Origin of the sequence: Micromonospora fiedleri (assembly GCF_016774385.1) — a bacterium.
Lineage (GTDB): Bacteria > Actinomycetota > Actinomycetes > Mycobacteriales > Micromonosporaceae > Micromonospora > Micromonospora gifhornensis.
On record NZ_JAETXL010000003.1, the window covers coordinates 77947 to 103859 of the forward strand.

The 25913-nt window shown below is 70.3% G+C and carries 19 protein-coding genes; 8 read left to right on the forward strand and 11 right to left on the reverse strand.

Annotation, left to right across the window (positions count from 1 at the left end):
* The first annotated feature begins 117 nt into the window (after positions 1 to 117).
* The gene (locus tag JMF97_RS08075) at positions 118 to 1920 is read left to right on the forward strand and encodes a RyR domain-containing protein (protein ID WP_203220985.1); all 1803 of its coding nucleotides are present in this window, start codon (positions 118 to 120) and stop codon (positions 1918 to 1920) included.
* On the forward strand, positions 1910 to 2407 hold the full coding sequence (locus JMF97_RS08080; RefSeq protein WP_203220986.1) for a hypothetical protein: 498 nt from the start codon (positions 1910 to 1912) through the stop codon (positions 2405 to 2407). Before JMF97_RS08075 ends, JMF97_RS08080 begins: the two co-directional genes overlap by 11 nt.
* 18 nt (positions 2408 to 2425) lie before the next feature.
* Here JMF97_RS08080 and JMF97_RS08085 read toward each other — a convergent pair whose 3' ends face one another.
* From JMF97_RS08085 to JMF97_RS08105, 5 genes are all read right to left on the reverse strand, one after another.
* Entirely contained in the window at positions 2426 to 3052 is a 627-nt protein-coding gene (locus JMF97_RS08085) for a response regulator transcription factor (RefSeq protein ID WP_203220987.1), read from the reverse strand.
* Complete coding sequence (locus JMF97_RS08090) at positions 3049 to 4233, reverse strand: sensor histidine kinase (protein ID WP_203220988.1); 1185 nt, start codon at positions 4231 to 4233, stop codon at positions 3049 to 3051. The genes JMF97_RS08085 and JMF97_RS08090 overlap by 4 nt, the downstream gene beginning before the upstream one ends.
* Before the next feature lie 10 nt (positions 4234 to 4243).
* Positions 4244 to 4681, reverse strand: coding sequence for an ABA4-like family protein (locus tag JMF97_RS08095; protein ID WP_203220989.1), 438 nt, complete (start codon positions 4679 to 4681; stop codon positions 4244 to 4246).
* Positions 4682 to 4742: 61 nt separating this feature from the next.
* On the reverse strand, positions 4743 to 5675 hold the full coding sequence (locus tag JMF97_RS08100; protein ID WP_238359026.1) for a hypothetical protein: 933 nt from the start codon (positions 5673 to 5675) through the stop codon (positions 4743 to 4745).
* Positions 5676 to 5788: 113 nt separating this feature from the next.
* Entirely contained in the window at positions 5789 to 6868 is a 1080-nt protein-coding gene (locus tag JMF97_RS08105; protein ID WP_238359027.1) for an FAD-binding oxidoreductase, read from the reverse strand.
* Between the two features lie 278 nt (positions 6869 to 7146).
* Here JMF97_RS08105 and JMF97_RS08110 point away from each other — a divergent pair, with 278 nt between their 5' ends.
* From JMF97_RS08110 to JMF97_RS08120, 3 genes are read left to right on the forward strand one after another with little or no spacing between them, the layout of a single operon-like run.
* Complete coding sequence (locus JMF97_RS08110) at positions 7147 to 7551, forward strand: helix-turn-helix domain-containing protein (protein ID WP_238359028.1); 405 nt, start codon at positions 7147 to 7149, stop codon at positions 7549 to 7551.
* 31 nt (positions 7552 to 7582) lie between these two features.
* Complete coding sequence (locus JMF97_RS08115) at positions 7583 to 8605, forward strand: NsdA family TPR-like regulatory protein (RefSeq protein WP_498043305.1); 1023 nt, start codon at positions 7583 to 7585, stop codon at positions 8603 to 8605.
* Entirely contained in the window at positions 8602 to 9141 is a 540-nt protein-coding gene (locus tag JMF97_RS08120) for a GNAT family N-acetyltransferase (protein WP_203220990.1), read from the forward strand. Before JMF97_RS08115 ends, JMF97_RS08120 begins: the two co-directional genes overlap by 4 nt.
* Before the next feature lie 3 nt (positions 9142 to 9144).
* On the opposite strand, the gene JMF97_RS08125 is transcribed toward JMF97_RS08120, so the two are convergent.
* The 6 genes from JMF97_RS08125 to JMF97_RS08150 form a co-directional block, all read right to left on the reverse strand.
* Positions 9145 to 12726 (reverse strand): tetratricopeptide repeat protein, encoded by a 3582-nt coding sequence (locus tag JMF97_RS08125; RefSeq protein WP_203220991.1) that lies wholly within the window; start codon positions 12724 to 12726, stop codon positions 9145 to 9147.
* 191 nt (positions 12727 to 12917) lie between these two features.
* Positions 12918 to 13808 carry a hypothetical protein gene (locus JMF97_RS08130; RefSeq protein ID WP_203220992.1) on the reverse strand — a complete coding sequence of 297 codons (891 nt, stop codon included), beginning with the start codon at positions 13806 to 13808 and terminating at the stop codon, positions 12918 to 12920.
* A gap of 13 nt (positions 13809 to 13821) precedes the next feature.
* On the reverse strand, positions 13822 to 15384 hold the full coding sequence (locus JMF97_RS08135; RefSeq protein ID WP_203220993.1) for an AAA family ATPase: 1563 nt from the start codon (positions 15382 to 15384) through the stop codon (positions 13822 to 13824).
* A gap of 10 nt (positions 15385 to 15394) precedes the next feature.
* Entirely contained in the window at positions 15395 to 15949 is a 555-nt protein-coding gene (locus JMF97_RS08140; RefSeq protein WP_203220994.1) for a hypothetical protein, read from the reverse strand.
* 3 nt (positions 15950 to 15952) lie between these two features.
* Positions 15953 to 16147, reverse strand: coding sequence for a hypothetical protein (locus tag JMF97_RS08145; protein ID WP_203220995.1), 195 nt, complete (start codon positions 16145 to 16147; stop codon positions 15953 to 15955).
* A gap of 1 nt (position 16148) precedes the next feature.
* The gene (locus JMF97_RS08150; RefSeq protein ID WP_203220996.1) at positions 16149 to 17918 is read right to left on the reverse strand and encodes a hypothetical protein; all 1770 of its coding nucleotides are present in this window, start codon (positions 17916 to 17918) and stop codon (positions 16149 to 16151) included.
* Positions 17919 to 18663: 745 nt separating this feature from the next.
* On the opposite strand from JMF97_RS08150, the gene JMF97_RS08155 reads away from it, so the two are divergent.
* The 3 genes from JMF97_RS08155 to JMF97_RS31960 are packed head-to-tail and all read left to right on the forward strand — an operon-like array spanning position 18664 to position 25825.
* Complete coding sequence (locus JMF97_RS08155; RefSeq protein ID WP_203220997.1) at positions 18664 to 19977, forward strand: RNA-binding protein; 1314 nt, start codon at positions 18664 to 18666, stop codon at positions 19975 to 19977.
* Positions 19977 to 21923, forward strand: coding sequence for a caspase family protein (locus JMF97_RS08160; protein ID WP_203220998.1), 1947 nt, complete (start codon positions 19977 to 19979; stop codon positions 21921 to 21923). The genes JMF97_RS08155 and JMF97_RS08160 overlap by 1 nt, the downstream gene beginning before the upstream one ends.
* Entirely contained in the window at positions 21920 to 25825 is a 3906-nt protein-coding gene (locus tag JMF97_RS31960) for a CHAT domain-containing tetratricopeptide repeat protein (protein ID WP_203220999.1), read from the forward strand. Before JMF97_RS08160 ends, JMF97_RS31960 begins: the two co-directional genes overlap by 4 nt.
* The last annotated feature ends 88 nt before the right edge of the window (positions 25826 to 25913 follow it).

Sequence of the window (25913 nt, forward strand, 5' to 3'; positions counted from 1 at the left end):
CGACTGCGTCAAATACCATTGGCCCATGGGCTCAGTCCGCTGGTCGGGATGCCGACCGTGGCCGCCCCACCTCACCGGTTCCGGCACGTACGGCCCTCCTGAGGAGGGCACCCTCCGATGACGTACCCGTCCTCCGGTTTCGGCCGGCCCTCCGCCTGGTGGCTGCGGGTCGTGTTCGGAATCATCGGCGTGGTCGCCCTGGTCCTCGGCGGGATCGGGTTCGACCGGCTGCGCACGGAACGCCCGGACGCCATCCACGATTCCTACGACGTGCTCTACTACACGCTGCAACTGTTCGTCCTCAGCGCCGAGCCCTTCGAAAACCCCGGCCCCTACCCGTGGCAGGTGCAGGTCGCCCGCTTCGTCGCCCCACTGTTCACCCTGCTCGCCGTCGCCGAGGCGGCCCGGCTGCTGCTGGCCGCCGAGATCCGCCGGCTGCGGGCCCGCCGGGCCAGCGGTCACGCCCTGGTCTGCGGCGACTCCCAGTTCGCCCACATGCTCGCCGACCGGCTCTACGCCGACGGTGAGCGGGTGGTCGTGGTGCGCTCCGAAGCGTTCGGGCCGCTGGAATACCGCCGACGCCGCTACCTCGGCGTGATCGGCGACCCCACAAGCGTCGAGGTACTGCGCGGCGCCGGTCTGCCCCGGGCCCACACCATCTACGCCTGCACCCACGACGACGACCTCAACCACGCGATCGCCAACGCCGCCAGCCGGCTGATCCAGGACCGGCGCAACCCGCCCCGGGTGTACGTCCAGGTCCACGATCCGGAGATGTGCCTGTCGTTGCAGGCCCGGCGGCTCGGTGCGGCCGGTTCCAGCCGGCTGCGACTGGACTACTTCCACGTCGACGACATCGCCGCCCGCGCGCTGCACCGCCACCATCCGCTGCGCCCGGTTCGGGACCGCACCGCCACCGTCCTCATCGCCGGCAACGGCAGCTTCCGTCGCGCCCTGCTGGTGGAGACGGCCCGGCACTGGCGGGCCCAGCGCACCCGGTCGAACCTGGCCGCCGCGCCGCTGCGGGTGGACCTGGTGGCCCCCGACGCCCGCGCCGAGTTCGCGCTCGTGGCGGCCCGCTACCCGTTCCTGCGCACCGTCTGCCAGGTGTCGACGTACGACCGGCAGGTCGACGAGCTGACCGCGCTGGCCCAGTTCACCGCCGGTGGCTACGACCGCATCTACATCTGCCTGCCGGACGAGGACAGCGGCCTGCAGTTCGCACTCGACACCCCCGCGCTCTGGCAGGGCACCCGCAGCACCGTCTTCGTGCCGGTCTACCGGCAGGCCGCGCTGGCCGCCGCCTTCCACGGCGACTCCCGTCACGACCTGCTCGACGAGGTGCACGGCAAACTGTGCCTCTACCCGGTGCTGACCCACGCCTGCGAGGCCGAACTCATCGCCGAGGACCTCACCGAACGGCTGGCCCAGCAGATCCACGAACGCTACCTGCACGCCCGGCAGCAAGCCGGCGTACGCCTCGGCGACGCCCCCGCGATGGTGCACTGGTCCCGGCTGCCCGAGTCGCTGCGCCGCGCCAACCGCAGCCACGTCCAGGACATCGCCGCCAAGCTGCTCAACCTCGGCTGCGTCGTCGCGCCCCGGCACGGACACACCGGCGACGCCTCGGCCGCCGGGCAGGCCATCGCCGAACGCGTCGAGCAGCTGGCCCGTCTCGAACACGAACGGTGGTGCCAGGAACGGCGCACGGAAGGCTGGACGTACGGTGAGCCCCGTGACGATCTGCGCCAACGGCATCCCGAACTTCGACCGTGGGACGAGTTGAGCCCCGCCGTGCAGGAACAGAACCGCGAGGAGATCCGGGCCCTGCCGGATGTGCTGTCCGACAGTGGATTCGAGCTGATCCGGCTGACCACCCCGGTGCCCGCCCCACGACCGGGAGCAGCCGATGGCCGGTGAGCACGGCCCGCTGCGCGTCGGCGTCGCGGGCCACATCCACCTGACCCCCGGCAGCGTCCGGCCGATCGCCGACGCGCTACGGGCCGAACTGCACCGGCTCAGCGACCGACCGGTGCACGGCGTCACCTGCCTGGCCGACGGCACCGACCAGATCTTCGCCCGGGTGGTCCTGGCCACCGGCGGCACGTACGAGGTGATCCTGCCCGCCGCGGACTACCGGGACACGATCACCGTCGCCCGCCGGGCCGAGTTCGACGAGTTGCTGGCGCGGGCCAGCACGGTCATCCACACCGGGCACCAGCACTCCGGCACCGCCGCCTACCTGGCCGCCAACCAGGAGTTGTTGAGTCGGGTGCAGTGTCTGGTCGCGGTCTGGGACGGCTCACCGGGCTGCCACGCGGCCGCCACGGACCGGACCGTCGACGCGGCCCGCCAGCGCGGCATCCCCACCACCGTCCTGTGGCCCGCGCAGGCCCGCCGCGCCTGACGGCCGGCACGCCGCTGCTCACACGCCGTGGGCGAACAACGCCAGGCGTACCCGGTTCGGGCTGCCGGTCTTGGTCATCAGGCTGGTGATGTGCGTCTTGACGGTGGTGACACCGATGTGGAGCCGCTCGGCGATCTCTGCGTTGGACAGCCCCTCGGCGACCAACCTCAGCACCTCCTGTTCGCGGGCGGAGAGCCCACCGACCGGCTCCGGCGACCCGGTGCGGGCGTGCACCGCCCGGTGCACCAGCCGCCGCAGCACCTCCTGGCTGAACGGACTGTCCCCGGCCGCGGCCCGACGGATGCCGTCGAGCAGGTCGGTGGGGGGTGCGTCCTTGAGCAGGAAGCCGCAGGCGCCGGCGGTCAACGCCGGATAGAGGTGGTCGTCGTCGCCGAACGTGGTCAACACCAGCACCCGGGTGGCGGGCCGGTCGGCGAGGATGCGGCTGGTCGCGGTGATCCCGTCCACGCCCGGCATCCGCAGATCCATCACCACCACGTCGGGGCGCAGCCGGGCGGCCAGGGAGACCGCCTCGCGGCCGTTGTCGGCCTCGCCGACCACCTCGATGTCCGGCGCGGACTCGCAGAGCATCCGCAGGCCGGCGCGGATGAGATGCTGATCGTCGACGAGCAGGACCCGGATCACGACACCCCTTCCGGCACGGCGGGCAGGACGGTCTGCACCCGCCAGCCCGTACCCTCGACCGGTCCGGCGGCCAACCGGCCGCCCAGCACCTCGACCCGCTCCCGCATCCCCGGAATGCCGTGGCCGCCGCCGGCCGGCACCGGCGCCGGCACCGGGCCACGCCCGTCGTCCACCACCTCCCAGTGGACGGCCCCGTCACGCATCCGCACGGTCAACTGGGCCACGGCCGACGGACCGGCGTGCCGGGCCACGTTGGTCAGCGCCTCCTGGGTCAGGCGCAGCACCGCCAGGCCCCGCACCGCGTCGATCGCGCCGATCGCCGGGTCGATGTCGGCCTCCACGGTGATCCCCGCCTGCCGAGCCCGGTCCACCGCCGCACCCAGAGCAGCGGGCAGCGCCGACGGCTCGATCGCGGTCAACGCCGCGTCGCCGCGTACCGCGTCGGGGTCGCGCAGCACCGCGACCAGCCGGCGCAGGTCGGCCAGGGCCGCGGTGCCGGTGGCGTGCACGTCACCGAAGACCGCGTCCACCCGCGGATCCAGGTCGGTGATGACGTGCCGGGCCACGCCGACCCGCAGCACCATCGACGCCACGTGATGCGCGACCACGTCGTGCAGTTCGCGGGCGATGGCGCTGCGTTCGTCGGCGCGGGCCGCACGGGCCTCCGACTCCCGGCGGCGCTGCTCCTCCGCCGCCCGCTGCTGCGCCTGCGTGGTCAGCTCGCGGGTCGTCCGCACGACCAGGCCGAGCAGCAGCGGAACGCCGACCTCCAGCAGCAGCCCGACCACACCGGCGAGGAACCGGGGCAGTGGTTCGCCGATCGAGTCGGTCAGCGCGACCGCCGCCAACCCGGCGGCGGCCAGCCAGATCGTCCGGGTCGCCTCGGCCCGCATGGTCAGTTCGAGCAGCGCCCAACTGGCCCCGACCTGGTTGATCGTGATGTCGTCGAGCAGGGGGATCGCCACGGCCAGCAGCGCGGTCTGTACCACCAGGTTGACCAGGGGCCGGCGGTGCAACACCAGGCCGAGGGAGAACGCGATCACCGCGAGGACCCACTGCGTGGCGGGCGGCCGACTGCCACCGAGCGGGCCGAAGATCAGGTAGCCGAGACCCGCGAGGTCGAGCAGGACCATCCGCGCGAAGCTGTCCCGCGCGTCGAACAGCCGTCCCACCCACCCCACGGGGGTCACCCTAGCCCTCCGCGCCGGCCGGCCGCGGCGTCCACCGGCCCCTGATGATCAGGTACGCGGCCAGGCCGAGCGGCCCGAGCAGGATCGTCAACACCAGCACCGGCGCCATCACCAGCGACGGCACCCCACGCTCCCGACTGTCCAGCCACGCCCACCGACCGACGAACAGATCGAACACGATCATGTGCGCCCAGCCCGCCGCCGCACCGTCCGCCTCACCCAGCAGGCCGCGTACCCCGTCCAGGGACGGCGACGCCACCGCCGGCAGCACGTCGCCGAGCGCGGGCAGCACCAGCACCGCGTAGATCACCAGGCCGGGGAGCACGATCCACGGCGAGGCGATGACCCGAGCGGTCACCGACCACTTCGGTGCCAGGATCATCAACGCCCAGAACGGCGCGGCCACCGCGAACGTCAGCGTGAACAGCACCTCGGTCATGTCTGCGCCCCTTCCTCCCAGACGCCTTCCCGGCGTCCGCCGCACCTGATGCTGCGCCCACTCACGCCGCCAACGCCACTTCGGGTTTGCGACCACGTGCCACCGCCAGGCCGGCGGCAGCCACGGTGGCGACGAGCAGTGCCGCCGCGACGCCCAGGGTCAGCGCGTCAGGCCGCAGCAGCGGCTGCCCGCGCAACGCCTGCCAGGTCAACAGCAGCGTCAACCCGCCGTATGCGCCACCCGCCACGACCAGCAGCCGAGCCCGGGTACGCCCGTCGAGACGGCCACCGCCGAACCGGCCGAGCAGCACCGCCACGATCGGCAACACCTGCATCGCGTGCAGCCCCACGAAATGGCCGATCCGCAGATCCCCACCGGTGCTGCTCCAACCGACCAGGGGCAGGCCGGGACCGCCGTCGACCACCCCCACGCTGTGCGCCCCGGCGATCCCCTCGGCGGCCGACCCGTCACCAGCCATCACCATCGGGATCGCCACCAGCATGCCGAGCAGCGCCAGCCCCAACCCCAACCCGATCGCGTACCGGCCGGCCCGGTCGGCGATCGGCTGCCGCAGCACCACCACCGCGAGGACGAGGTGTGCCACGGCCAGCACCATGATCGCCACACCCATCAGCATCCACAGCGCCGCGTTCAACGGGCTGCTCACGTTGTAGTGGCTGGTGGTGCCCCGCAGCACCTGACCGACGACGATGGCCATCTCCACCACCCCCAGCGCCACGATGAGGGTGGCGGTCCACTCCGCGACCCGGCTGCGTCGGCGCAGCAGGGAGAGCAGCCAGGCCAGGGTCACGCCGTACAGCACGAAGGACACCGCGAACTTCAACGGCTTGAGCCAGATCGGCACACCGGTCAGGACCCGCCCGTCGACGACGACGCCGACGGCGGAGACGACGGCGAGACCCGCCATCGCCCAGACGAAAACCATAAGTGGACGGTGCCAGGTCGTGCCCTGGCGTCGATAGGTAGCAGTCATGCTGTCGATGCTGTTCGGCGTACTGCCGCAGCGCGCCCGACCGCAGGCCCCAACCGCGACCACAGGTCTGGGTCCCGCCTCCTACCGGGGTAGGAGAGGCGGTCGTGGGCCGGTCAGCGCCACGGGATCTGTTCGGGCAGGTGAATCCGGTCGGCAGGCACCCCGGCGGCCAGCAGCCGCAGCCGGGAACCGGCGAGCATCGCGGGCGGCCCACAGACGTACACCCGCTGGTCGGGGCGGAGATGATCCAGCGCGACCGTGAGGGCGTCACCCTGCTCACCGGGCTCGGCGCGCGGGTCGTGGGAGAGGGCGGGCACGATCCGCAGCCACGGGTGGATGTAGGCCAGCTTGTCCAGGGCGATCGCGTCGTACAGGTCGACGAAGGTCCGGGCCCCGACGACCAGGGTGACCTCCGGTTGAGCTGCGGCCTCGACGATCTGCTCGACCAGGGCGCGCAGCGGCGCTAGCCCGGTGCCACCGGCCACCAGCAGCAGGGGAGTCGGGGAGTCGGGCAGGGCCAGGCCGGTGGGGGTCGGTGGGCCGAGCCGCAGCAGGTCGCCGGGGCGTACCTGATGGGCCAGCCGGTGTGAGACGTCGCCGCCGGGCACGGCACGGACATGCAGCTCGACGGTGCCGTCGGCGCGTGGGGCATTGGCTGGGCAGTACCAGCGCCACCGCCCCGGATGCTGCGGCACGTTCACCGGCACCGCGTCACCGGGCCGGAACGGCAGCCGCCGCCAGGGGCGTACGGTCAGGATGGTGATGGTGTCCCCGGCCCGGTCCCGGCCGAGGACCTCGACCGGCCAGCAGGCCGGCCCGTCGCCCACCCGGGCGGCGGCGCGTTCGACCAACCGCCAGGTCGCGGTCTCCAAGGGCATCGAGGGTACGGCGGCAGTCAGCGCCGCCCCGAACACATCCGCGTGATCGGGGCGCAGCCGGTGCTCCCGGTACACCCGACCCAGGACGGTCAGCAGGGCCAACCGCCCCGGCCGGTCATCACCGCCCCCCACCAGCCGCAACAACCCGCCGACGATCAACGGGGCCTCCGCCTCCGGCAGCAATCCCGGGCACCTGTCCTGCACGGTGTCCCAGAACCGGGCGGCGGTGCGGCCGAAGACCGCCTCGGCAATACCGCCGGCCCCCGAGGTGGCGGCAGGGTGGTCGGGCATGTCGGCCTCCGGTGCGATGGACATTCTGGGACGGCACCGAGGCGGGCGGGAGCGGTGACAGATCGTACGGGGGAAGGCCGATCCGTCACCGGAGCCGGCACCCGCCCCGGGCCGTGTCTCCACCCTGGACCCGGCCGGTCCACCCCGATATGCCGGAATGATCGTCAACGGAATTCGCGCAGCGTATTCGATAGATGGCAGAATGTGGCCGGGTCGATATGCGTGGCGTGCATACCGGCATCGCCGGAAACGGCTTGAATGGACGGGCTCGACTCAGTCGCCCACGAACGGCGAGGTTGCCGGTGACACCTGCCAACTGCCCCCGCTGCGGGGGACGCCTGGCACGCGACAACCACAGCGGACGCTGCGCCCCCTGCCAGGCCGCCGAACGCGACCGGCTCACCGCACCCCCGGCCGTGCCGCCACCCTTCTGGGACCACCAACCGGTACGCGCCGCACTGGCCCGACGCCACCTGGGACACCTCATCCGGGCCTACCGGCACCACCCCTACCACGGTCGGCTGCCGCTGACCCAGTCCGTGGTCGCCGGATGGCTCGGCATCACCCAGGCCCAACTCAGCCGGATCGAGAACGGCCCCGCACCGATCCACCTGGACCGCCTAACCCACTGGGCCGCCCCTGCTGCACATCCCCGAACAACTGCTCTGGTTCCGACTGCCCGGCCAGCCGCCCACCGGCACGTCTGACCGGGATGCGCACGCCGAACCGCCGACTAGTCTGGAGACGGCTCCGGTCGAAGGAGGTGGCACCACGAAACGCCGCCGATTCAACGCCCTGGCAGCGCTCGCTGGCCTGGGCGGAAGCAACCTGATCGACGCCCTACTCACCGCCGATGATCGAGTCGAGAACCTCGGCATGGAACATGTACGCCTCGCCGGCTCGCTGGTGGAGCGCTTCCGGGAGGCCGACGCCGCTGTCGGCGCGGACGAGTTGTGCGACGCGGCGATGACCGTTCACACCCGCCTGTCCGCCTGGGCGAGCAAGGCCCGCGTCAGCCGAAACCTGGAGGCGACCCTCCAGACGACACTGGCTGACCTCGCAAACCAGGCCGCCTGGCTGGCGATCGACGCCGAACGCCGACCCAAAGCACGTCCGTACCTCAACGACGCCATCACCCGGGCCCGGATCTCCGACAACCCGCGTGAGGAGGTACGAGCACTGGCCTGTCTCTCCCTGCTCACCCGGGAAGGCCAACCCACCGAATCCGTGCACTGTGCCGAAGCCGCACTCCGAGCCTGCCAAGGCTGGTCGACCCCTCGCCTCAGGACCCTCCTGCGCCTCCGAATGGCCCACGCATACGCCAACCTGGGAGACGCCAGCGGCTTCAACCGCGAGATGGCGGTTGCCTTCCGTGAGTTCGACCGTGGTCCCCACGAGGACGACCTGCCCTTCCTGCAATTCGTCACCTCCCACGAACTGACCGGCATACAGGGACTGGCATTCCTCGCCCTCAACAGACCCGCGCGCGCCGTCAAGTCCCTAGCGGTCAGCAGCACCACCCGCACGGAACACCGACGCAACCGGGTGCTGTCCACCGTGCGACTCGCCGAAGCCGAATACCGCCTCGGCGATGTCAACCGGGCCGCCCGCACGGCGTTGCGGGTGCTGCCCGAGGTGAAACAACTGAACTCAGGACGGACAACCCGCAACCTCGCACAGGTCGGGGCGCACCTGAGCCGAGAGAACACCGCTGCGACACGCGATTTCGTCGACGCCTACCGGGCGGAGTTCGGGCCATGAAAGGGAACATCCTCCTCGACCGGCATCGGGCCGATGAGGTGGACGACCTCCTCGGTGATCTGGTCGAGGTCTATCTCGACGCCCACTCCGGGGATGGAGAGTTCTACAACGAGTCCCGATACCGCCAACAGATGGCCGGGCACATGAAGGCCCCCGGATGGGAACTTGTCACCGCCACGATCGACGGTCGCCTGGTTGGTTACGCCTACGGCTTTCCGCTGCCGGCGGGAACCAGGTGGTGGAACGGCATCGAGGAGCCTTATCCGGCCGGCTTCACCGAGGAGGACGGGCGGCGCACCTTCGCCCTCAGTGAGCTGCTGGTACGCCCCGCCTGGCAACGCCAGGGAATCGCACGGGCGCTGCACGACGAACTTGTCGGTGCCCGCCCCGAGTCCCGAATGACCCTGCTAGCCCGACCCGACAATGCCCCCGCCCAGGCGGCCTACCGGTCCTGGGGCTGGCAACGGGTCACCCGCCTACGGCCCGCCTGGGAGAACGCCCCCCTCTTCGACGTCCTCATCCTGGAGCGCCGATAGCCCTCAGTCCGACGTCGGCTCACCCTGCTCGGGCAGGTCCGCCAGCAGTTCGCTGATGCCTTGGACTACGTCGGACATGCCGATCTTCTGGGCGGCGGCCAGGCTCAGTTCCAGCACGGCGCGAGCCTCATCGATATGGCCGTCATGTGCCAGCAGTTGGCCGATCTTGTGACCCACCGCTGCTATGCCGCCGGGACGTTGCAGTTGCATGAAGCCATTGAACGACTCGACCAGTTGCGGAAAGGCGGACCGGTAATCCTCGTGTGTTAGGTTTACCTTGGCCAATCCCCATTTTGCAGTCGCGATTCCATCGATGTTGCCGTGACTCTCATGCACAGCTAACCGTTTGTGCTGCAGTTCGACGGCACGGTAGTGGTCGCCTTGGTGGTGGTGGATTTCGGCAATCTTCCCCCACGTGATGGCGGTTTCGCGGGCGTCGCCGAGGCGTTCGTAGGCAGGTAACTGTATCTCGAGGTGGATGCGTAGTGCTTCGTCGTAGTCGCCGCGTATGTGGTGGAGGTCGGCGATCTGCCCCCAGGTGATAGCGGCGGATCGGGTGTCGCCGAGCCGTTCGTAGACGGGTAGTTCGATGTCGTTGTGGATGCGTAGTGCTTCGTCGTAGTCGCCGCGACGGTGGTGGACGTGGGCGATTTGGCCCCAGGTGACGGCGGTGGAGTGGGTGTCGCCGAGCCGTTCGTAGACGGGTAGTTCGATGTCGTTGTGGATGCGTAGCGCTTCGTCGTAGTCGCCGCGTTCGAAATGAAGACCACCGATCGCACCCATGGCGGCGGCGGCCTCTAGCTCCGAACCAGCCGCCAGGAACAGTTGATGCACACGCCGATACAGTTGCTCGGCCAGATCAGGCTCGCCTCGCTTGCTGAGGAATTCCGCTCGCTCGGCGATGACTCGGGCCTGGTCGAGTGAGTCAACCTCCTGCTCATCCGCGTTCTGTACCTGCCGCACCGCCCGGTCGAGCAGATCTCCTGCCGCGTCGCCTTCCCCGCTGGTGAAAGCGGCATCCGCAACCTGGCACAACAGGAGAGGCGGCACCGGCGTGTAATGCCGGTCGAGCAGTGCGATCGCTTCTTCGCCGAACCGATAAGCCTCCACCGCCCGGCCAGCGCGCAGTGCCAACATGGCCGCTGCGGCGCAGGCCGCCACGACCATCGGGTGGTCGGCAGCGAGTGCCAGTCGAGTCAGTTGCCAATTCATGACCGAGCTACGGCTGAACTCATCTTCGATGCCGCCCCAGGCGTCGAACAACGGCTCGACGGCCAGTGCAGCCACCGTGGTCTGCTCCTGGGACCTCAGCGGAGGGAGCCGTCCGGCGACCAGTGGGTTGACGGCCACGGCCGGGCGTTGCGGATCGTAGGCATCCGGGTAGGCGTCCAGAAGTCCGAGGGCACGCAGCCGGTCCACTGACCCACCGGTATCGCTGGCCAGCACCTCGATCGCCGACACCGGCACCGGCAGGTCGAACAGGGTCACCGCCCGTAGCAGGGCGTAGTGCGCCTTCCCTGCCAGGGCCAGCAACTCGTCCAGGTCGAGGTTTTCCAGGAAGGCGCGAAGGTCGGCGTCCGAGGGCAGGTCGCCCTGCTTCAGGTACGCCTCCAGCCCGGCCACAGCCGTTTCGGCCCGTTCCAGGGGCACCTGATCGCTGTAGACCAGCCGTCGGCCGATGAGATCCTGTAGACCCGGGTTGCCGCCGCTGGCGTCGAGTGCCCGCTGCGCCAACTTCGCCCGCTCGTCCTGCCGCTCGGCGGGGATGAGCCCCTGCTGGCGCCGCAGCAACTTGTCGCGGGCCACCCTGGACAGTGGGCGCAACTGCACCGTTTCCAGCCGGGATTCCAACCCGCCGAGGGTGAACAGGTAGCGGCTGGTCAGCAGCAGTCGGCTGTCGGTCTCCAACGGGTCGAACGCGCGCAGCACGGCCGCCAGCACCGGCGCGTACCCGGTCTTTACCCGGTGTAGGCCCGTGGGGTCAGGGTCGAGGATCTGCTCCAGATCGTCGATGACCAGCAGTAGCGGACGCTGCCCGTCGCCTTCCTGGGCGCACGGGCCGGTCAGCAGATCGATCAGGACCTCTTCGAGGGCTTCGGGTCGAGCACGTACCTCTGACCGATGAGAATCGATCAGGTCTCGGGCTCTCGGGTTGGCGCGTACCGCCTTGGCGATCTCGTCCAGGATCGCCATCGCGCTGTAGTCGCCGAAGACGACCGCGACCGCCCGCTCCGGGAAACGGTCCACCAAGCGGGCGGCCAGGCTGGATTTGCCCAACCGCCCCTGGCCGTGCAGCAGCGCTCCGGCCCGCTCGCCGGAGCGCAGGGCCCGCAGGGCCTGCTGCAACTCGGGCCGTCGGCCGACGAACATGTCCGCCGAGGCGACCGGCACCTGCTCCTTGCCCGCGAGGAAGGTCGTGATTCCGCGTACGGCCCCCACCAGGGACCGTCGTCGGGTGCCGGCCACCAGGGGTCCGCCACCGGTCGGCCCCAGCCACAGCCGTGCCAGGTGCCAGTCCGCGCGTACCGTCATGTCTGTCGACTCGAACAAGGCCCGGCGTGCCTCGCCGACCGCCTCCGCTAGATCGGCCCGCTTGCCCAGTTGGCCGTAGAGCTTCTCGGCGAAGATGATGGCTGCCCGGTCGTTGACCGAACCATCCCAGCCAAGCACCGCCGGCACACCTGCGGTGACCAGCGCGGTCGCCAACGAGTGCGCCAGCAGGGCGCTGCCACCCTCGGATCGCCCCTGACCGGTACGCCGGCCGCTGCCGGGCGGCAGGTGGCCGGGCGCGTCGGCCGCGGTGGCGGTCAGGCAGGCCGAGACGAACATCAGCCGGGGCATCGTGGTCAGCAACCTGACCAGGTCGGCGGCGGTGGTCGGGCGAGCGTCACCCACCTCGTTTTCGAGGATCAGTGCCGGCACGCCACGGCGGCCCGGCTGCGCCGACCAGTTGTTCAGCCCGTGGCAGGACAGGTGCAGCACCGGGAATCCACCCAGGTCGGCCAGCCGGTGCGCCAACTGCTCCGGGTCACCGGTGTCCTCGACCATCAGGTCCAGCCGGGTGTCCCCGACCGTACGCAGGATGGCCGCCTCCTCGGCCTCGAAGTCGAGTTCATGCTGCCCGCGCGGGGCCGCCGCCATGAACGCCAACCCCAACCGGAAACCGTCGAGCGCCGGCGTTGGCCCCGGCGACCCGAGCCGACGGACCACCGAGAACTGGGCCCATTCCTGCATCAGGAACCCGCCGCCCGGCCGGGCCAACAGTTCGTACGGCGCCCGCAGCACCGCCCAACCCCGCTCCGAGGGGGTACGCGGCCCCTGGACCTCGAAGATCAGAGGTGCCGGTGCCTGCTTCAACAGGCCGGTCAGTTGGCGGTGCTCACCGTCCAGCCAGTCGAACAACTCACGACCCAGGGCGATGAACACCTCGTCGTCGCTGTTCGCCTGCACCGCGCGCACGTAGCGCTCGGCCAACGCATCGAGCAGCGCCGCATCCTCGGCGCTCAAGGTGCGGCGGGGTCCGATCCGCTCCCCGTCGACCAGCACCTCGAAGCCGGTGTCATCAAGAACCAGACCGGTAGTCATGCGAGCCTCCCCCTACCACTTTTCCTACCTTGCCAACTGCCGTGAATCCGAGACACGACAAACCGTCGATGGCCATTCCTGAACTCGGCGAGCGGGTCGCCGTATCGCCGAAACGGCGGGGTAGACGGCGACGGGAAGCCGCCACTTCGGCGAAACGGAGTCGATCACCGCCCGCCCGACGACGGTGCGGCTCAGGAGGAGCCGACAGGATTCAGACGGCGAGGCACGCACTGGTTGTCCAGGTCGGTTCCGGTGAGCTGTGGGAACTGGTTGGCGCACCAGCGGGCGACGGCCTCCTTCGAGCTGCCCGGCGGGAGCGCGAGGGTGATCCAGAGGGGCTCACCCTCGTACAGTTGCTGCCGCCCGTAGTCCGTGCTCAGCAACAGGACCACCTGGGTCTCGCCGTCGAACCTGTTTCGCAGGTCAAGATGCTCGGCCAGGATGTCCTCCGCGTAGAAGGTGTGTGAGCCGTTGGCCGCGACCTGGTTGCGGTCGACGATGCCCACCGTCTTGGAGGCCAGTTGGGCGACGTACTGGCCCGCCAGGGAGACCGTCGGCAGGTCCTGCTGACGGAACTGGTGCAGCTGGGCCAGGGCCAGGTCCTCCGGATCGTCGAAGGTCGGCTCGGCGGGCTCGGTGGTCGGGATGAACGACGGTTCCGGGGTCGGCAACCCGGCATCCTCCGGAGGAAGGTACTGCGGCCCTCCGGCCGGGAAATCGGGATAGGGGGTACCGGTCGAGGTGTCGTCGTCGGTCGATCCGACCGCTACGACGAGCGCCACGACCATCACCAGCAGGGTGACACCGGCGGCCACGACCGCCTTGCCCATCGAGATTCCGCTCGACTGCGGGACCACCTGACCGGTACTGACCCACTCGCCCCGTACCGGCGGCTGAGGGGTCGGCCCTGTCGCATCCGACGCAGCCGGGACGCCGACCGGACGGCTGGACTGCGGCCTGCCGGCGGGTGACTCCTGCGGCCTGTCGGTGGAGGACTCCGGTGGCAGCTCATCGGCCAGGTCGCCGACCAGGGCCCGAACGTTCCAGATGATTCCGCCGTCGGGCTGCTGATCATTGCTCATCTGATACTCCTGGTCAGGTGTCTCCCGGGACGATCACCCGGCGGCGGCCACCGGCGGCCGGCGTACCGGCGGCACCGGTGGCACCGGCGGGAATCGCCCGCTCCCGGCCCCAGGCCCGCAGCTCGGCGATCTCCTCGGGATGGGTACGGCTCATCGGGTTGGTGTTGACGAAGGTGTCCACGACGAACTCGGGCCGCAGGCTGGTGGTGCCCTCGGTGTGGACCGTGTATCCCAGCTCGCGCAGCGCCGCCTCGATGTCGGAGCCGGCGAAGCCGTCGGAGGCGGTCACGAGCCGACCGACAAGTTCGTCGTCCGGTTCGGTGCGGAGGTAGCGGCCGTGGTAGAGCCGGATGATCTCCGCCCGTTCGGTCTCGTCCGGCAGGTCGACGAAGAAGAGTTCGTCGAAGCGATCCTTACGCAGCAGCTCCGGCGGCAGGGAACGGACGTCGTTGGAGGTGGCCACGACGAACACCCGGGACCGTGACTCCTGCAACCAGTACAGGAACTGTCCGACCATGCGCCGGCTCACCCCGGTCGAGTCGTACTGCCCGGAGAGGCCCTTCTCGATCTCGTCGATCCAGAGCACACAGGGAGCGGTCCGGTCGGCCATCTCCAGGGCCTCCCGCAACCGGGCCTCGGACTGTCCGACGTACATGCCGAGAATGGCGGCGAAGTCGAGCCGGTACAGCGGTAGTCGCCACTGGGCGGCCACCGCCTTGGCGGAGAGGGACTTTCCGCAGCCGGGTACCCCGACCAGCAGGACCCCCCGCGGTGGGCGCAGCGAGGTCTCCCGCAGGTCGGAGAGCATCACCTTGTGGCGGCGGTCCAGCCAGGTACGGAGCTGGTGCAGACCGCCGATCATGTGGTCGGCCGGTCCCAGCGGGACACGTTCCAGGCCGGCCAGATCGGAGAAGTGCTTGTCCTTGACCTCGGTGAGCCGGTCGAGATCCTCCCGGTGCAGGCGTCCGGCCGTGGCGATGGTGGCGAGGATGTTCACCGCGGTGCCCTCGGGGACCCCGACCAGGAACTGGGCGGCGCGTCGGGCGTCGGTCGCGGTCCAGTCGATGGTGATCGCGCCCTGCTGCTCCTTGAGGAAGCCGACCACGATGTCGTACATCTCGTCGACGTTGGGCGGCTCCAGGGTGATGCTCATGCCCAGCCGTTGCAGCCCGCTCCACAACGGGGTGTCGGTGATCAGCACGATGCTGCCGGAGTGGTCGTCGGCCAGGCGGGCCAACTCCGCCATGTGACGGGTGACCGAGGAGTCGGCGTCGAGCATGTCCGGGTCCACGAAGGCGGTCGTGGCCTGGGCCCGCCGGGTGAACTGACTGGCGGCGAAGTCCATCGCGGCCACCAGCGACCGGTCGTCCTGGAGGGAGTTGTTGGTCCGCAGATCCCGCAGGCCGGTGGCCCGGGTGTAGATGGAGAAGGGCAGGTTGACCCGACGGGTGCTGGAGGCCACCTCGCGCAGCAGCCGCACGGCGCGTACCTGCTCGGGGGTCCGGATGCCGATGAGGGGAACCCGTGCGGCGATGTAGCTGTCGAGGTCCCGGCGGGCCTCGTCGTAGTGGGACAACGGGCGCTCCTCAGGTTGGTCGTACGGGAGGATCGACGATGATCCGGCGGCCCGGCCGGGCCGGGGCGGCGGCCCAGCCGGTCCCGGCAGGCGAGCGGTCCTGCACGGTCAGTGGGTTGTCGCGCAGGGTGCGCAGTCTGGCCTGTACGAGCCGGTCGTCGAGCCCGGCCCGGCGGGCGTCGTCGATGCCGTCCTCCAGGGCCCGCTGGACCAGGCGGATCTGTTCGTCGACCTGATCGCGTAACGCCCGCGCCAGCTTCCCGGGCAGGGCGGGATGGGCCGCGACGGCCCGGATGGCGGCCAGTCCGCGCCTGGCCTGGGTCAGGGCACGGGCCATCTCGAACTCGTCACGGGTCGCGGCCATGGCGTCGATCAGCGCATCGGCCCAGGTCTGCAAGCGGTACGCCAGGGCATCGGTCAGTCGGGTGACCAGCCGCAGCCAGACCTCCGCCGGGTAGTCCTGCTCGACCAGGGTCGGCAGACCCTGCGGATCGGTGGCGGAGCCGGCCCGCCACTGCTCAAGGAAGGCGGCCCACCGCTGGTAGCCGCCGTCACCGACCAGCACCGGTCAGCCCTGCCGAGGGCGGCGGATCACCATCTCACCCGGTGGCATCGGCTCCCAGTCGGGCAACCCCTCGGCGATGCGGCGTACCCGATCGGTGTGGCGTTGACGCGGCGGTGTGGGCTGCCGGGCCCACGGCACCACCTCAGCTTCGGTGGGCCCGTCCGGGGTCGGCTGGTCGGTGCTGTCGGTCGACGGCATGTCAGTTCTCCTCCAGGGGGTCGACCGCGCGACGCTCGTGCGGGCTGCGTGGTGCGCCCGCCGTGGCGAGGTTGGCGATCAGCTCTTTCACCTGCGTCTCCTTGCCGTCGGCTGCGCTGAACCGGCTGGTCCAGTCGGTCAGCTCGGCCCCGGCCGCCCGCAGCACGAGCAAGGACTCCTTCTTGGCCGTCGCCACCCGCGCCCGAGCCTTGTCCTGACCGGCGCGGGCCTTGTCGGCCGCCCCCTTCAGGTAGACCAACCAGGCGACCCCGCCGAAGACGGCGATCACGATGCCCAACCCCACGTTGCTGGCGGCGGAGACGAAGAGCAGGACGAGAACGAGCACCACGGCCGGCACGATGAGTCGTTGACCCCACCGGAAGGCCAGGCTGTTGAGGTACGGCTGCGCGTACCGGTCCCAGTGCTGGTTCAGCGACCGTTCCAGGGCGTTCATCGGCTGGTCGAAAGAGCCCGTCCAGGCGGGTGGTTGAAATCCGGCGAGTCCGGCGTTGTCACCCAGGTCAAATCGCATCTGGACCTTCGCGGGCATCGCCAGGCGGTAGTCGCGGGTGAAGGCGGTGTGCGCCTCGTCCATCCAGACGTGACAGAACGCCACGGCCAGCCGCTGGGTCTGCGTAGACACCCCGATGCCCTCGGGCTCGAGCGCCGACTGGGTCTGGATGGTCAGATAGTCGCGGGTGTCGTCCAGGGTGGTGGTCTCGGAGAAGGCGGCCTCGGCTGCCGCCAGGTCACCACCGGCCTGGACGATCGACTCGTTGGCGGCGAGTTCCCGACGCAGTGGCAGTTCCTCGTGGTCGTACTCGTCGACCAGCCGGTCGAGGATGTCGTCGATGGCGTCCTCGATGCGGCTGTTCGGCGGCGCCTCCGCGTCCATCAGGGCGGTGTACCGGTCGATGATCGACTGATGGGCCTCAGCGCCGGCCAGGACACGTTGCAGTTGTGGCCACTGGGGCGATGTGGTTGCCAGGCGGGGGAACTCTGCGGCGAGTTCCTCCACCCGGACGTGGGTCTCCATCTCCCGGCGCCAGCGGTTGACCTGGGCGACCATCGACTCCTTGTCGTCGAGCAGCAGGTGACGCCAGGTGCCCAGTCGGTCCCGGACCACCTCCATGCCGGCCGGTCCGAAGGCGCCCTGGGCGATGGCCTCCAGGATCACGGCGAACTCGCGGTTGAGGGCCTTGGGGTCCTGCGCGTCGAGGTAGTGCCGTAGCCACCGGGCGGCGCTGGCCAGTCGCCCCTGCCGACGCAGGACGAGCATCATGAACAGGGAGGTGCGATGCGGGGAGCGGCGGTACGCCTCCTCGACCGCCCGGACACACAGATCCGGATCGTCGCCGGCCCAGGAGGCGAGGGCGACCAGCACGGGGGCCAACCAGTAACGGGGGGTCTGCACCATCAACTGGTCGCCCACCGCCCGGACGGACTCCTCGCTGACCAACCCGAGGTCGAACGACTGGAGCATGCCGACCGCGGTTCTGCGGACCACCTTGTGATGGCCGAACTGATGCTCAAGGTCGCCCTTGAGGGTGTTGATCGCGATCTCGGCGCGTTGCAGGTTGGCGGTCCGCTCCGCCTGCTGGACGAAGCGGAGGAAGTCCGCGCGCAGCGCCAGGAGTTCCTCCCGGGCGGCCGTCTGCTGTTGCCCGAGTTGGACGACATGGGTACCCACCAGGTCCAGGGTGCGGTCGAGGTCGACCAGCATCCGCTTCGCGTCACGGACTTCGCTACGTATCGCGTTCAGTTCGGACATGATTCTCCGGCTCACGTGTCAAAGGGGATGAGCGAGCTTTCCCGGTAACGGGGTGAAATGTGGATCGGACCGCGATTGCTGGTCCCATGGACGGTACTGGCAGGCATCCTGTCTGCTACTTCGACTGAAGGGATTGAATGAATGTCCGAACGGATGTCGGAAACATTGTCCGGGTGGGGCTGATCATTCAGCTCCGACAGACGTTCGGCTGATCGTTGCGGTCGGGAGGTTGGGTGCGGCCGCCCCGCAGGGCAGTTGTGGCAGATGTCGATCGACGGCCTCCGGGCCGGCGCCGACCCGTCGGGCTTGAGGCTGGCCCCACCTCGGCCGGTTGCCGCCGTCCGAAGTGGGGCCAGGGGGTCCTGGCGGGCTGCCGTCGTTCCTTCTGCTGCGTCAGGGTCGAGCCTGACACCCCCTGGCCCGGCGGATCCCGCCTTTCTACGGGATTCCCGTTACCGGGCCGGGTCATCGTTGGGAGATGCCCGAGCCGGGGAGGAGTTATCTCACGACCAAGCCGGATTCTGTCGACTGGGCGACACTTCCGTTCCTGTTCTGGAGGTTTCGGTGATGATCGGAGCCCGCGCGATGAACTCATCGGTCGTGTGTATCTCGACGCCAATCCCATGGCATACCGCGAGCGTGACATGTAGATGTCGAAATGGGTGACCCGGTGCAATCCGTACGGCCCTGACAGTGGGCTGATGCTGGCTGCCGACCATTCGACGAACGGTGAACTGGAGGGTCGATGACCGCAAACCCCTCAACGCATCCGGCGGAGGAACGGCTGCAATCCTCCGATGTGCTGGCTCGACTGCCGCTTCGACCGGAGCAGGTGCGGGGGGTCGACGAACCGGATCCGGCCTTCGGCGCGGGCACGGTGAGCTGTGGTCGTCCCCTGATCTTCCCGGTGCCGGTCGAGGATCTGCCGGTCGAACTGCGCCGCCGTGCGCAGGCCTCCGGACGGCACTACTACGGACTGTTGGTCGCCTTCGACCTGAACGAGCCGCCGGACGCCCGGCGCTACACCTCAGTCCGCTTCGAGGTCGCCCTCGACGACGAGGAGGCCGTGGCGGTACGGCTCGACCGGGACGGCGGCACCCTCGGCCTGAGCTACGCCGCCAGTTCTCCGCATCCGTTGACCCCGGCCGCCGACCGCGCGATCCTCGCCGCCACCACCCGGCAGGGCTGGCTGCTCCGCCTGGCCCCCCGCTCCGGCCGTCCCCGAGCCTGGTCGTTCGGCCTGCACTGGCACCGGTTCGGATGGACGTACGAGGACCCGTCCGGGGCGATGTTTCTGCCGCTGACCTACGGGATGCACGCCATGATCGAGGTGCCCCCGTCGACCCGGTTCCTGTCCGGGCGCATCGGATTGCGGGTCGAGACCCTCGGCACCTGGCGGCATCGGCCGGTACACCGGTCCGCCACCCTCGCGGACTCGATCTCATTCCGTGAGGCCCTGCCGCAGAACCCCGTACCGAGCGGCGCGGCCGTGCGACTGTGCATGGCCGCCGATGTGACAGGTTACAGCCGCCGACCGAATCACCTTGCCGAACGCACTCAGTCGTGGCTGGTGCGGTCCCTGGCGGAGGCCCGCGCCGGCGCCGGCCTGGACGAGGCCACGGTCGTGGTGCAGGCCCAGGGCGACGGGCAGTTCGCTGTCCTGCCGGTGGGCATCGACGAGTCGCGGGTGATCCCGGACCTGATCTGCGGTCTGGCCGACGCCCTGCGTCGGACCAACGACGGTCTGAGCGCCGAGGAACGGGTACGACTGCGGGTTGCGCTGCACCGTGGCTTGATGAAACCGGCCGACAGTGGCTGGGTCGGCACTGCGGCGATCGCGGTACATCGGATTCTCGACAGCCCACCGCTACGCGCCGCCATCCGGGACACCCCGACCGCCGACTACGTCCTGGGCGTGCCCGACCTGCTCTACCAGGACGTCATCCGGCACACCGTGGTCCCCCCGCTGCCCCACCAGTTCACCGAGATCACCATTGACCTGCCCGACAAGGGCTTCGTCGAACACGGCTGGCTGCATGTGCCCGTGGGGAGCCGATGATGACCAGGAGGATCTTCGCGCTGCTGGTCGGGATCGACCGCTACCGGGCCGCAGGCCAGCTTCAGGGATGCCACAACGACGTGCTCGCGGTGCGGGACTATCTACAGGTACGTGCCGGGGTGAGCGACCCGCGAGCCATCCGGCTGCTGGCGAACGAAGACGCCACCCGCAGTGCCGTCATCGCGGGCCTACGTGAGCACCTGGGCCAGGCCGGTCCGGGCGACACCGCCTTGTTCTGGTTCAGCGGGCACGGCTCCTGGGCGGCGGTGCCAAAGGAACTGTCCCACCTGGAGCCGTCCGGTCAGATGCAGACTCTGGTCTGCCATGACAGCCGACACGACGAGGTGCCGGACCTCTACGACAAGGAGCTGCTGCTCCTGTGCGACGAGATAGCCGGCACCGGTGCTCACCTGGCGGTAGTGCTGGACAGTTGCCACTCGCAGAGCGCCACCCGCGACCTGGTCCGCTACGCGCCCGCCTCGACCACCCCGCCGAGACTCGAAGCGCTGCTGCCGCAGTTGCGCCGCGTGCTGACTCGGCCACCTGCCCAGCATGTCGCACTGGCGGCCTGCCGGACGGACGAGACGGCAGGGGAGACCTGGGCGGACGGACGGGCGTACGGCCTGTTCAGCTGGTCCCTGCTGAGCGCCATGCGTCGGCTGGCGCCCTCGGCGACCTACCGCGACCTGCTGGTGGCGGCGCGATGCGAGGTGGAGCGCCAGTCCCGGCAGCAGGTCCCGCAGCTGGAGCCGGTCACCCCCGGAATCGCTGATCAGCCCTTCCTGGGCGGACGGGTCACCCTGCCCGCCATCGGTATCCGGATGCGTCGAATCCGGGGCGAATGGGAGATCGACGCTGGCTCCTGCCATGGGTTGTCCCTGCCCTCGGCCGCCCAGGACGTCCGGGTTGCCGTGCCCGGGCCGCTGCTGCGCGAGGCGCGGATCGTGCGGGTCCATCCGGAACGCAGCGTGGTCGAGCCGCTGGGCTGGGAACCCGACGAGGACACCCAGTACCCGGTCGTGCTGAGCCGGGTCCCGATGCCGACGGTCACCGTGGCGGTCGACGGGGCACACCGGTCCGCGGCCGACCCGGTGCTCACCGCGCTGGCCTCGGCCGGGCCGGGGGGAGGGCCCTCTCCGCACGTACGACCGGTCGAAGGCGACGCGGAACTGCTGCTGGACGTACGCCAACCGGACCGGGTGCACATCCGGGACGCGGACGGGTTCCTGCTCTGCCCTGAGCTGACCCTCGACGACGGCGGTCGACGAACCGTCCTGGCCCTGGAACACCTGGCCCGGGTGCACCAGATCAAGGCCCTGGTGAACCCGATCTCCCGGCTGACGGGAGCGGTCGGCCTGGAACTGGTCGAGACCCGTCCGGGTGAGCCGACGGCACCCGCGCACCGCCCGCCCCTGCTGCCGGGCGGAGACGGCACCCTGCATCTCCGCTACCGGTGGGAGCAGGGGACCTGGCGACCCCCGACGGTCTTCATCCGGATGCGCAACAACAGCGACCGGCCGCTCTTCTTCGTCCTGCTCAACATCACCGAACGGCACCGCGTCCACGCCACGCTCTTCGCCGGGGATCATGTCGCACCCGGGCACGTCGGGGCGGCGCTGTACGGGCGAGCGGTCGAGTTCACGATCCCGGCCGGCGATCCGGTGCAACCGGGTGCGCGCACCCGGGACTGGCTGCTGCTGCTCGCCGCCGAGGAACAGTTCAGCTCCGCTCCGTTCGAGCTGCCGGCGATCGAGGACATCTCGGCCGACAGGAGACGCTCTCCACTGGCCGTCGCCGGTCTCCTGGGCCGACTGGGGCTGGCCGCCGTGCACCGCGATGCCGGTGCCGCCGGTACGGGTGCCAGCGACTGGATCACCCTGGCCGTGCCGGTGGTCACCGAGGTGCCCGCCGGTCGCGGTGCCCACCTGGCCGGTGAGCGTCGGTGAACGGCCTCGAGGAGATCGAAGAGGTACCTCTCGACGACTGGATTGCACACCTGACCGTGCTCGTAGCCTCCCCGCCCGACGGTGAGGACCTCGCCGAACTGGCCGGGCTGCTCGGGCAGGCGTACGGCGAACGCTACGTACGCGACCAGGACGAGACGTCTCTCCTGGCCGCCATCGCCGAATTCGACCGGGCGCTGACCTACGCCCCCCACCACGAGCAGGCACCGTTCTGGCACTGGGGAAAGGGCATGTCCCAGCTCGAACGGACCTGGCTCGACGACGACAGCACCGCCCACGAGGGTGCGGTCCGGCACCTGATCGAGGCGTACCGGGGGTGGCCGCCGGACGACACGGAACGCGATGACGTGGCGGAGGCCCTGCTGGAGGCGATCTGGAACCGGTATCTCTGGCGGTACGCGCAGAGTGAGACGCCGGAGGCCACGATCGAGTACGGCGTCGAAGCCATGCAGGCCCTCGAGGTGGTGCTGACCAGCCCCTCCGGTGAGGAGTCCACAGCGTACGCCCGGATGCTGCTGGGTGTGCTCCTGCTGAACCGGTACGACAATGGCAGCAAGGACGTACCGGATCTGGATCAGGCGATAACGCTGCTCGCCGAGTCGCTGGCCCGACTTCCTCCCGACACCACCGCTCACTATTTTCTCGCCTGCACGGAACTGGTTGCGGCCTACCTGGAGGCGGCCGGCCTGCGCGAGGACCGGACGAGCGTCGAGTCGGCGATCCAGGCCGCCGACCGGGCCGTGGAGGCCTGCCCGCCCGGTGACGCCATGCGGCGTCACCTGCTCCGCCACCAGGCCGAGGCGTACGCCGCCTTGTGGCGCCTGGACGCAGATCCGGCAAACCTGACCCGGGCGATCGACCGCTGGCGTGCGGCGCGTGCGGAGGATGACGACCCTCTCTGCCAGGTGGCCCTCGCCGAGCTGCTGTACGCCGCCGGTGACCTCGACAGCCTCACCGAGGCGGTCGCCCTGTGGGAACAGGCGCTGCCCTCGGTGCCCCGACCGTGGTGGGTGTGGGTACACCTCGGCGAAGCGCACCTGGCGCGCTGGGAGCTAGCCGAGGTGCCGGGCAGCCTGGACGCGGCCGCCCGCTGTCTGGATCATGCCCTCACCGAGGGGGAAACACCGGACGATCTGCTGTCGGTGCACGCCACGCGGGTGGTCGTCGCCAAGGCGTTGTTGGAACACGAGTCTGCCCAGGACCCCGACCGCGCTCCACCCAGCCTGCACCGGGTGCGGGAAATCCTCGACGAGGGGGGACGCGCACTGGATGCCGCGACCGAAAGCAGCACACGCGACCGGGCTCTGCTCGCCACCGTCCTGCTGGGCACCGATCTCGCCTATGCCCTGCACGCACTGGTCGAGGTGGATTCGCCGAGGTTCCATCACCTGTTGGCCGTGGGGCGAATGGTCGGTGACGACCCGCCTGCGGGTATGGCCGTAGTGTTGGACTTGGCCGAAGCGGCTCTGAAGCAGTTCGACCAGGTCACCCACGGCAGAGGCGCTCCGGACGACAGCCTGCGGACGTTCTTGCGAGCCGCTGCCGACGAAACGGTAACCAAGGCCGACGCAAAGGTCTTCCGGGCGTTGTTGCCGTCCTTGCTGCATGCCCGAGCCGCTCGATACTGGGACGACCGCCCGCACCGCGCTGCGCAGGCTATGGCGGCGGACCTCGCACGCGGCAAGTCCTCGGCCGCGGTCGTCGTTGAGGCGCAATTGATATCGGCCGTGATGGAGGCGCTTGCTCGGGGTCGTCTGGGCGACCTGGAGGGCATGCGGACGGCGGCCCGGCGAGCCGTTGCGCTGCGGCGTCGGCTCGGCCCGTCGCGGCTGAACGCGGCCATGCTGGATCCACTGGTCCGCCTCTGTGAGGACCTGGTGGACAACATCGACGGCCGAGGGATCCGGCCGCAACCGCCGGTTCCGCTGCCACCGGGTCCTCCCACCCACTCCGCAACCCTCTCGGTGCTGGTCGGCGGGGTCCAGGTCATGGCCGCCCTCCGGCGCGCCGACCTGCCGCTGCTGCGCCAGTGGGCGGACTATCTGACCGACCTTGCCGGCCGTTTCCCGCAGCACCATGTCCTGCGGGTAGGGAGTTTGGCGACGGCCGCGAAGGCCCAGTTCCCCCTGGCGGTCCTTGGACAGCGGCAGGCCGCCGCCTCCGCCGTCGCCCTTCTGGAGCAGGCGACAGCGGAGGCGGGGACCAACATGGCGATCTGGGCCGAACTGGTTCACGACCTCGCATACGCTCTGCGCCTGGCCGGTGACCCTGACCGGGCGCGGGCCCGGCGGCTCGGGCTCGACGGCCTGCACGGCCGTGCCCGGCGGGTGCTCCTGCAGGCAGGCACGGATTACGCCATGGGTACCGCCCGGGAGGCCGCCGCGACCGCGACCACCGTCGCCAGATGGTGCCTCCAGGACCAGGCCGACGACGATCTTGTCACCGCCCTCGACGCGGGGCGTGGCCTGGTCCTGCACGCGGCGACCGCCTCCCGCAACGTGGCCGACCTGCTCGAGGAGGCTGGGCAGGCCGAGTTGGCCACGGAGTGGCGACAGACCGGGGGACTGGGCCGTGACCAGCTCACCGGCGCTGCCCTCGCTTCGGTGCTCGCGGCCGGGGAGATTCCCGACGACCTGCGGTTGCGTGTGCTGGATGCCCTCGACCTGACCACCCACGGCCCGCTGGCACAGGTGCGCCCCGGCGAGATCAGCAGCGCACTCACCGCATTGGAGGCCGACGCGCTCGTCTATCTGGTGCCGGCCGCGCCCCCGGTGCCGGGCCTCGCGGTGGTGGTCCCCAGCGTCGGCGAGGTCGAGATCCTCGAACTACGCGATCTGGTGGCCGGCGACAACGCGCCGGTGCGCAGGCTGCTGCGAGCCGCCTTCGGTGCAGACCTCGCCGGGGCGGGGAGGCGGGCACCCCGAGATGCCGGTCCGGTCGGCGGGCCCCGTCCGCCGTCTGCGGGAACCGCCATCGACGACCTGTGCCGGTGGGCCTGGCGAGCAGCCATGAGCCACCTGGTGGCGTACCTGCGACCGCCGGGTTCGGCGGGCCCGGCTCGGGTGGTCCTCGTCCCGATGGGCGCACTCGGGTTGGTGCCCTGGCACGCCGCCTACCACGAAACCCCGTCCGGTCGCCGCTACGCCGTGCACGACCTGATCGTCTCCTACAGCCCCTCCGCCCGACTGCTCTGCACCGCCGCGGCGCGCCCGGTGCAGCCGGTCCGCTCGGCTCTGGTGGTCGGGGATCCGCTCGGTGACCTGCCGTTCGCGGGCATCGAGGCCCAGGCGATCCACCGACGGTTCCACCCCGAGGGCCACTATCTTGGCGGGCCGGCCGACGATTCCGGGCACCTGGCACGCCCGGAAGCCGTCCTGGAGTGGGTACGCACGGTCGGGGCGGGATCATCCCTGTTGCACCTCGCCTGTCACGGGCGCGTCGACCCGGCCCGACCTGCCGACTCACACCTGATGCTGGCCGGTGGTCTGCTGCCGGCCCGTGACCTGTTGGAGGTGTCCCGACTGGCGGCGCTCGACCTGGGTCAGGTGTTCCTCGCCGGCTGCACGACGAACCTCGCCGGTGGGCTACCCGACGAGGCGTTCAGCCTGGCCACCGCGTTCCTCGCGGCCGGCGCCCAGACCGTCTTCGGCTCCTTGTGGTCGGTGCCCGACGTGGGTACCTCCCTGCTGATGTACCAGGTCCACCACTTCCTGTATGAGCAGGGGTGTGCACCGGCCGAGGCGTTGCACCGGGCCCAGTTGTGGATGCTGGACCCGGACCGTGAACCGCCTGAAGGTATGCCGGCGGAACTGGCCAACCATTGTTCCCGCGTCGACAACGCCGCGCCGCTGGCCTGGGCCGCCTTCACCCATCTCGGGCGGTGACCGACGACGGCACGGGTGTCACGCAGTGGCGGACGAGCGCGGACGAAACGTCCTCCGTCCGCGTCGAGGTACGCCATCCCAACCGGCA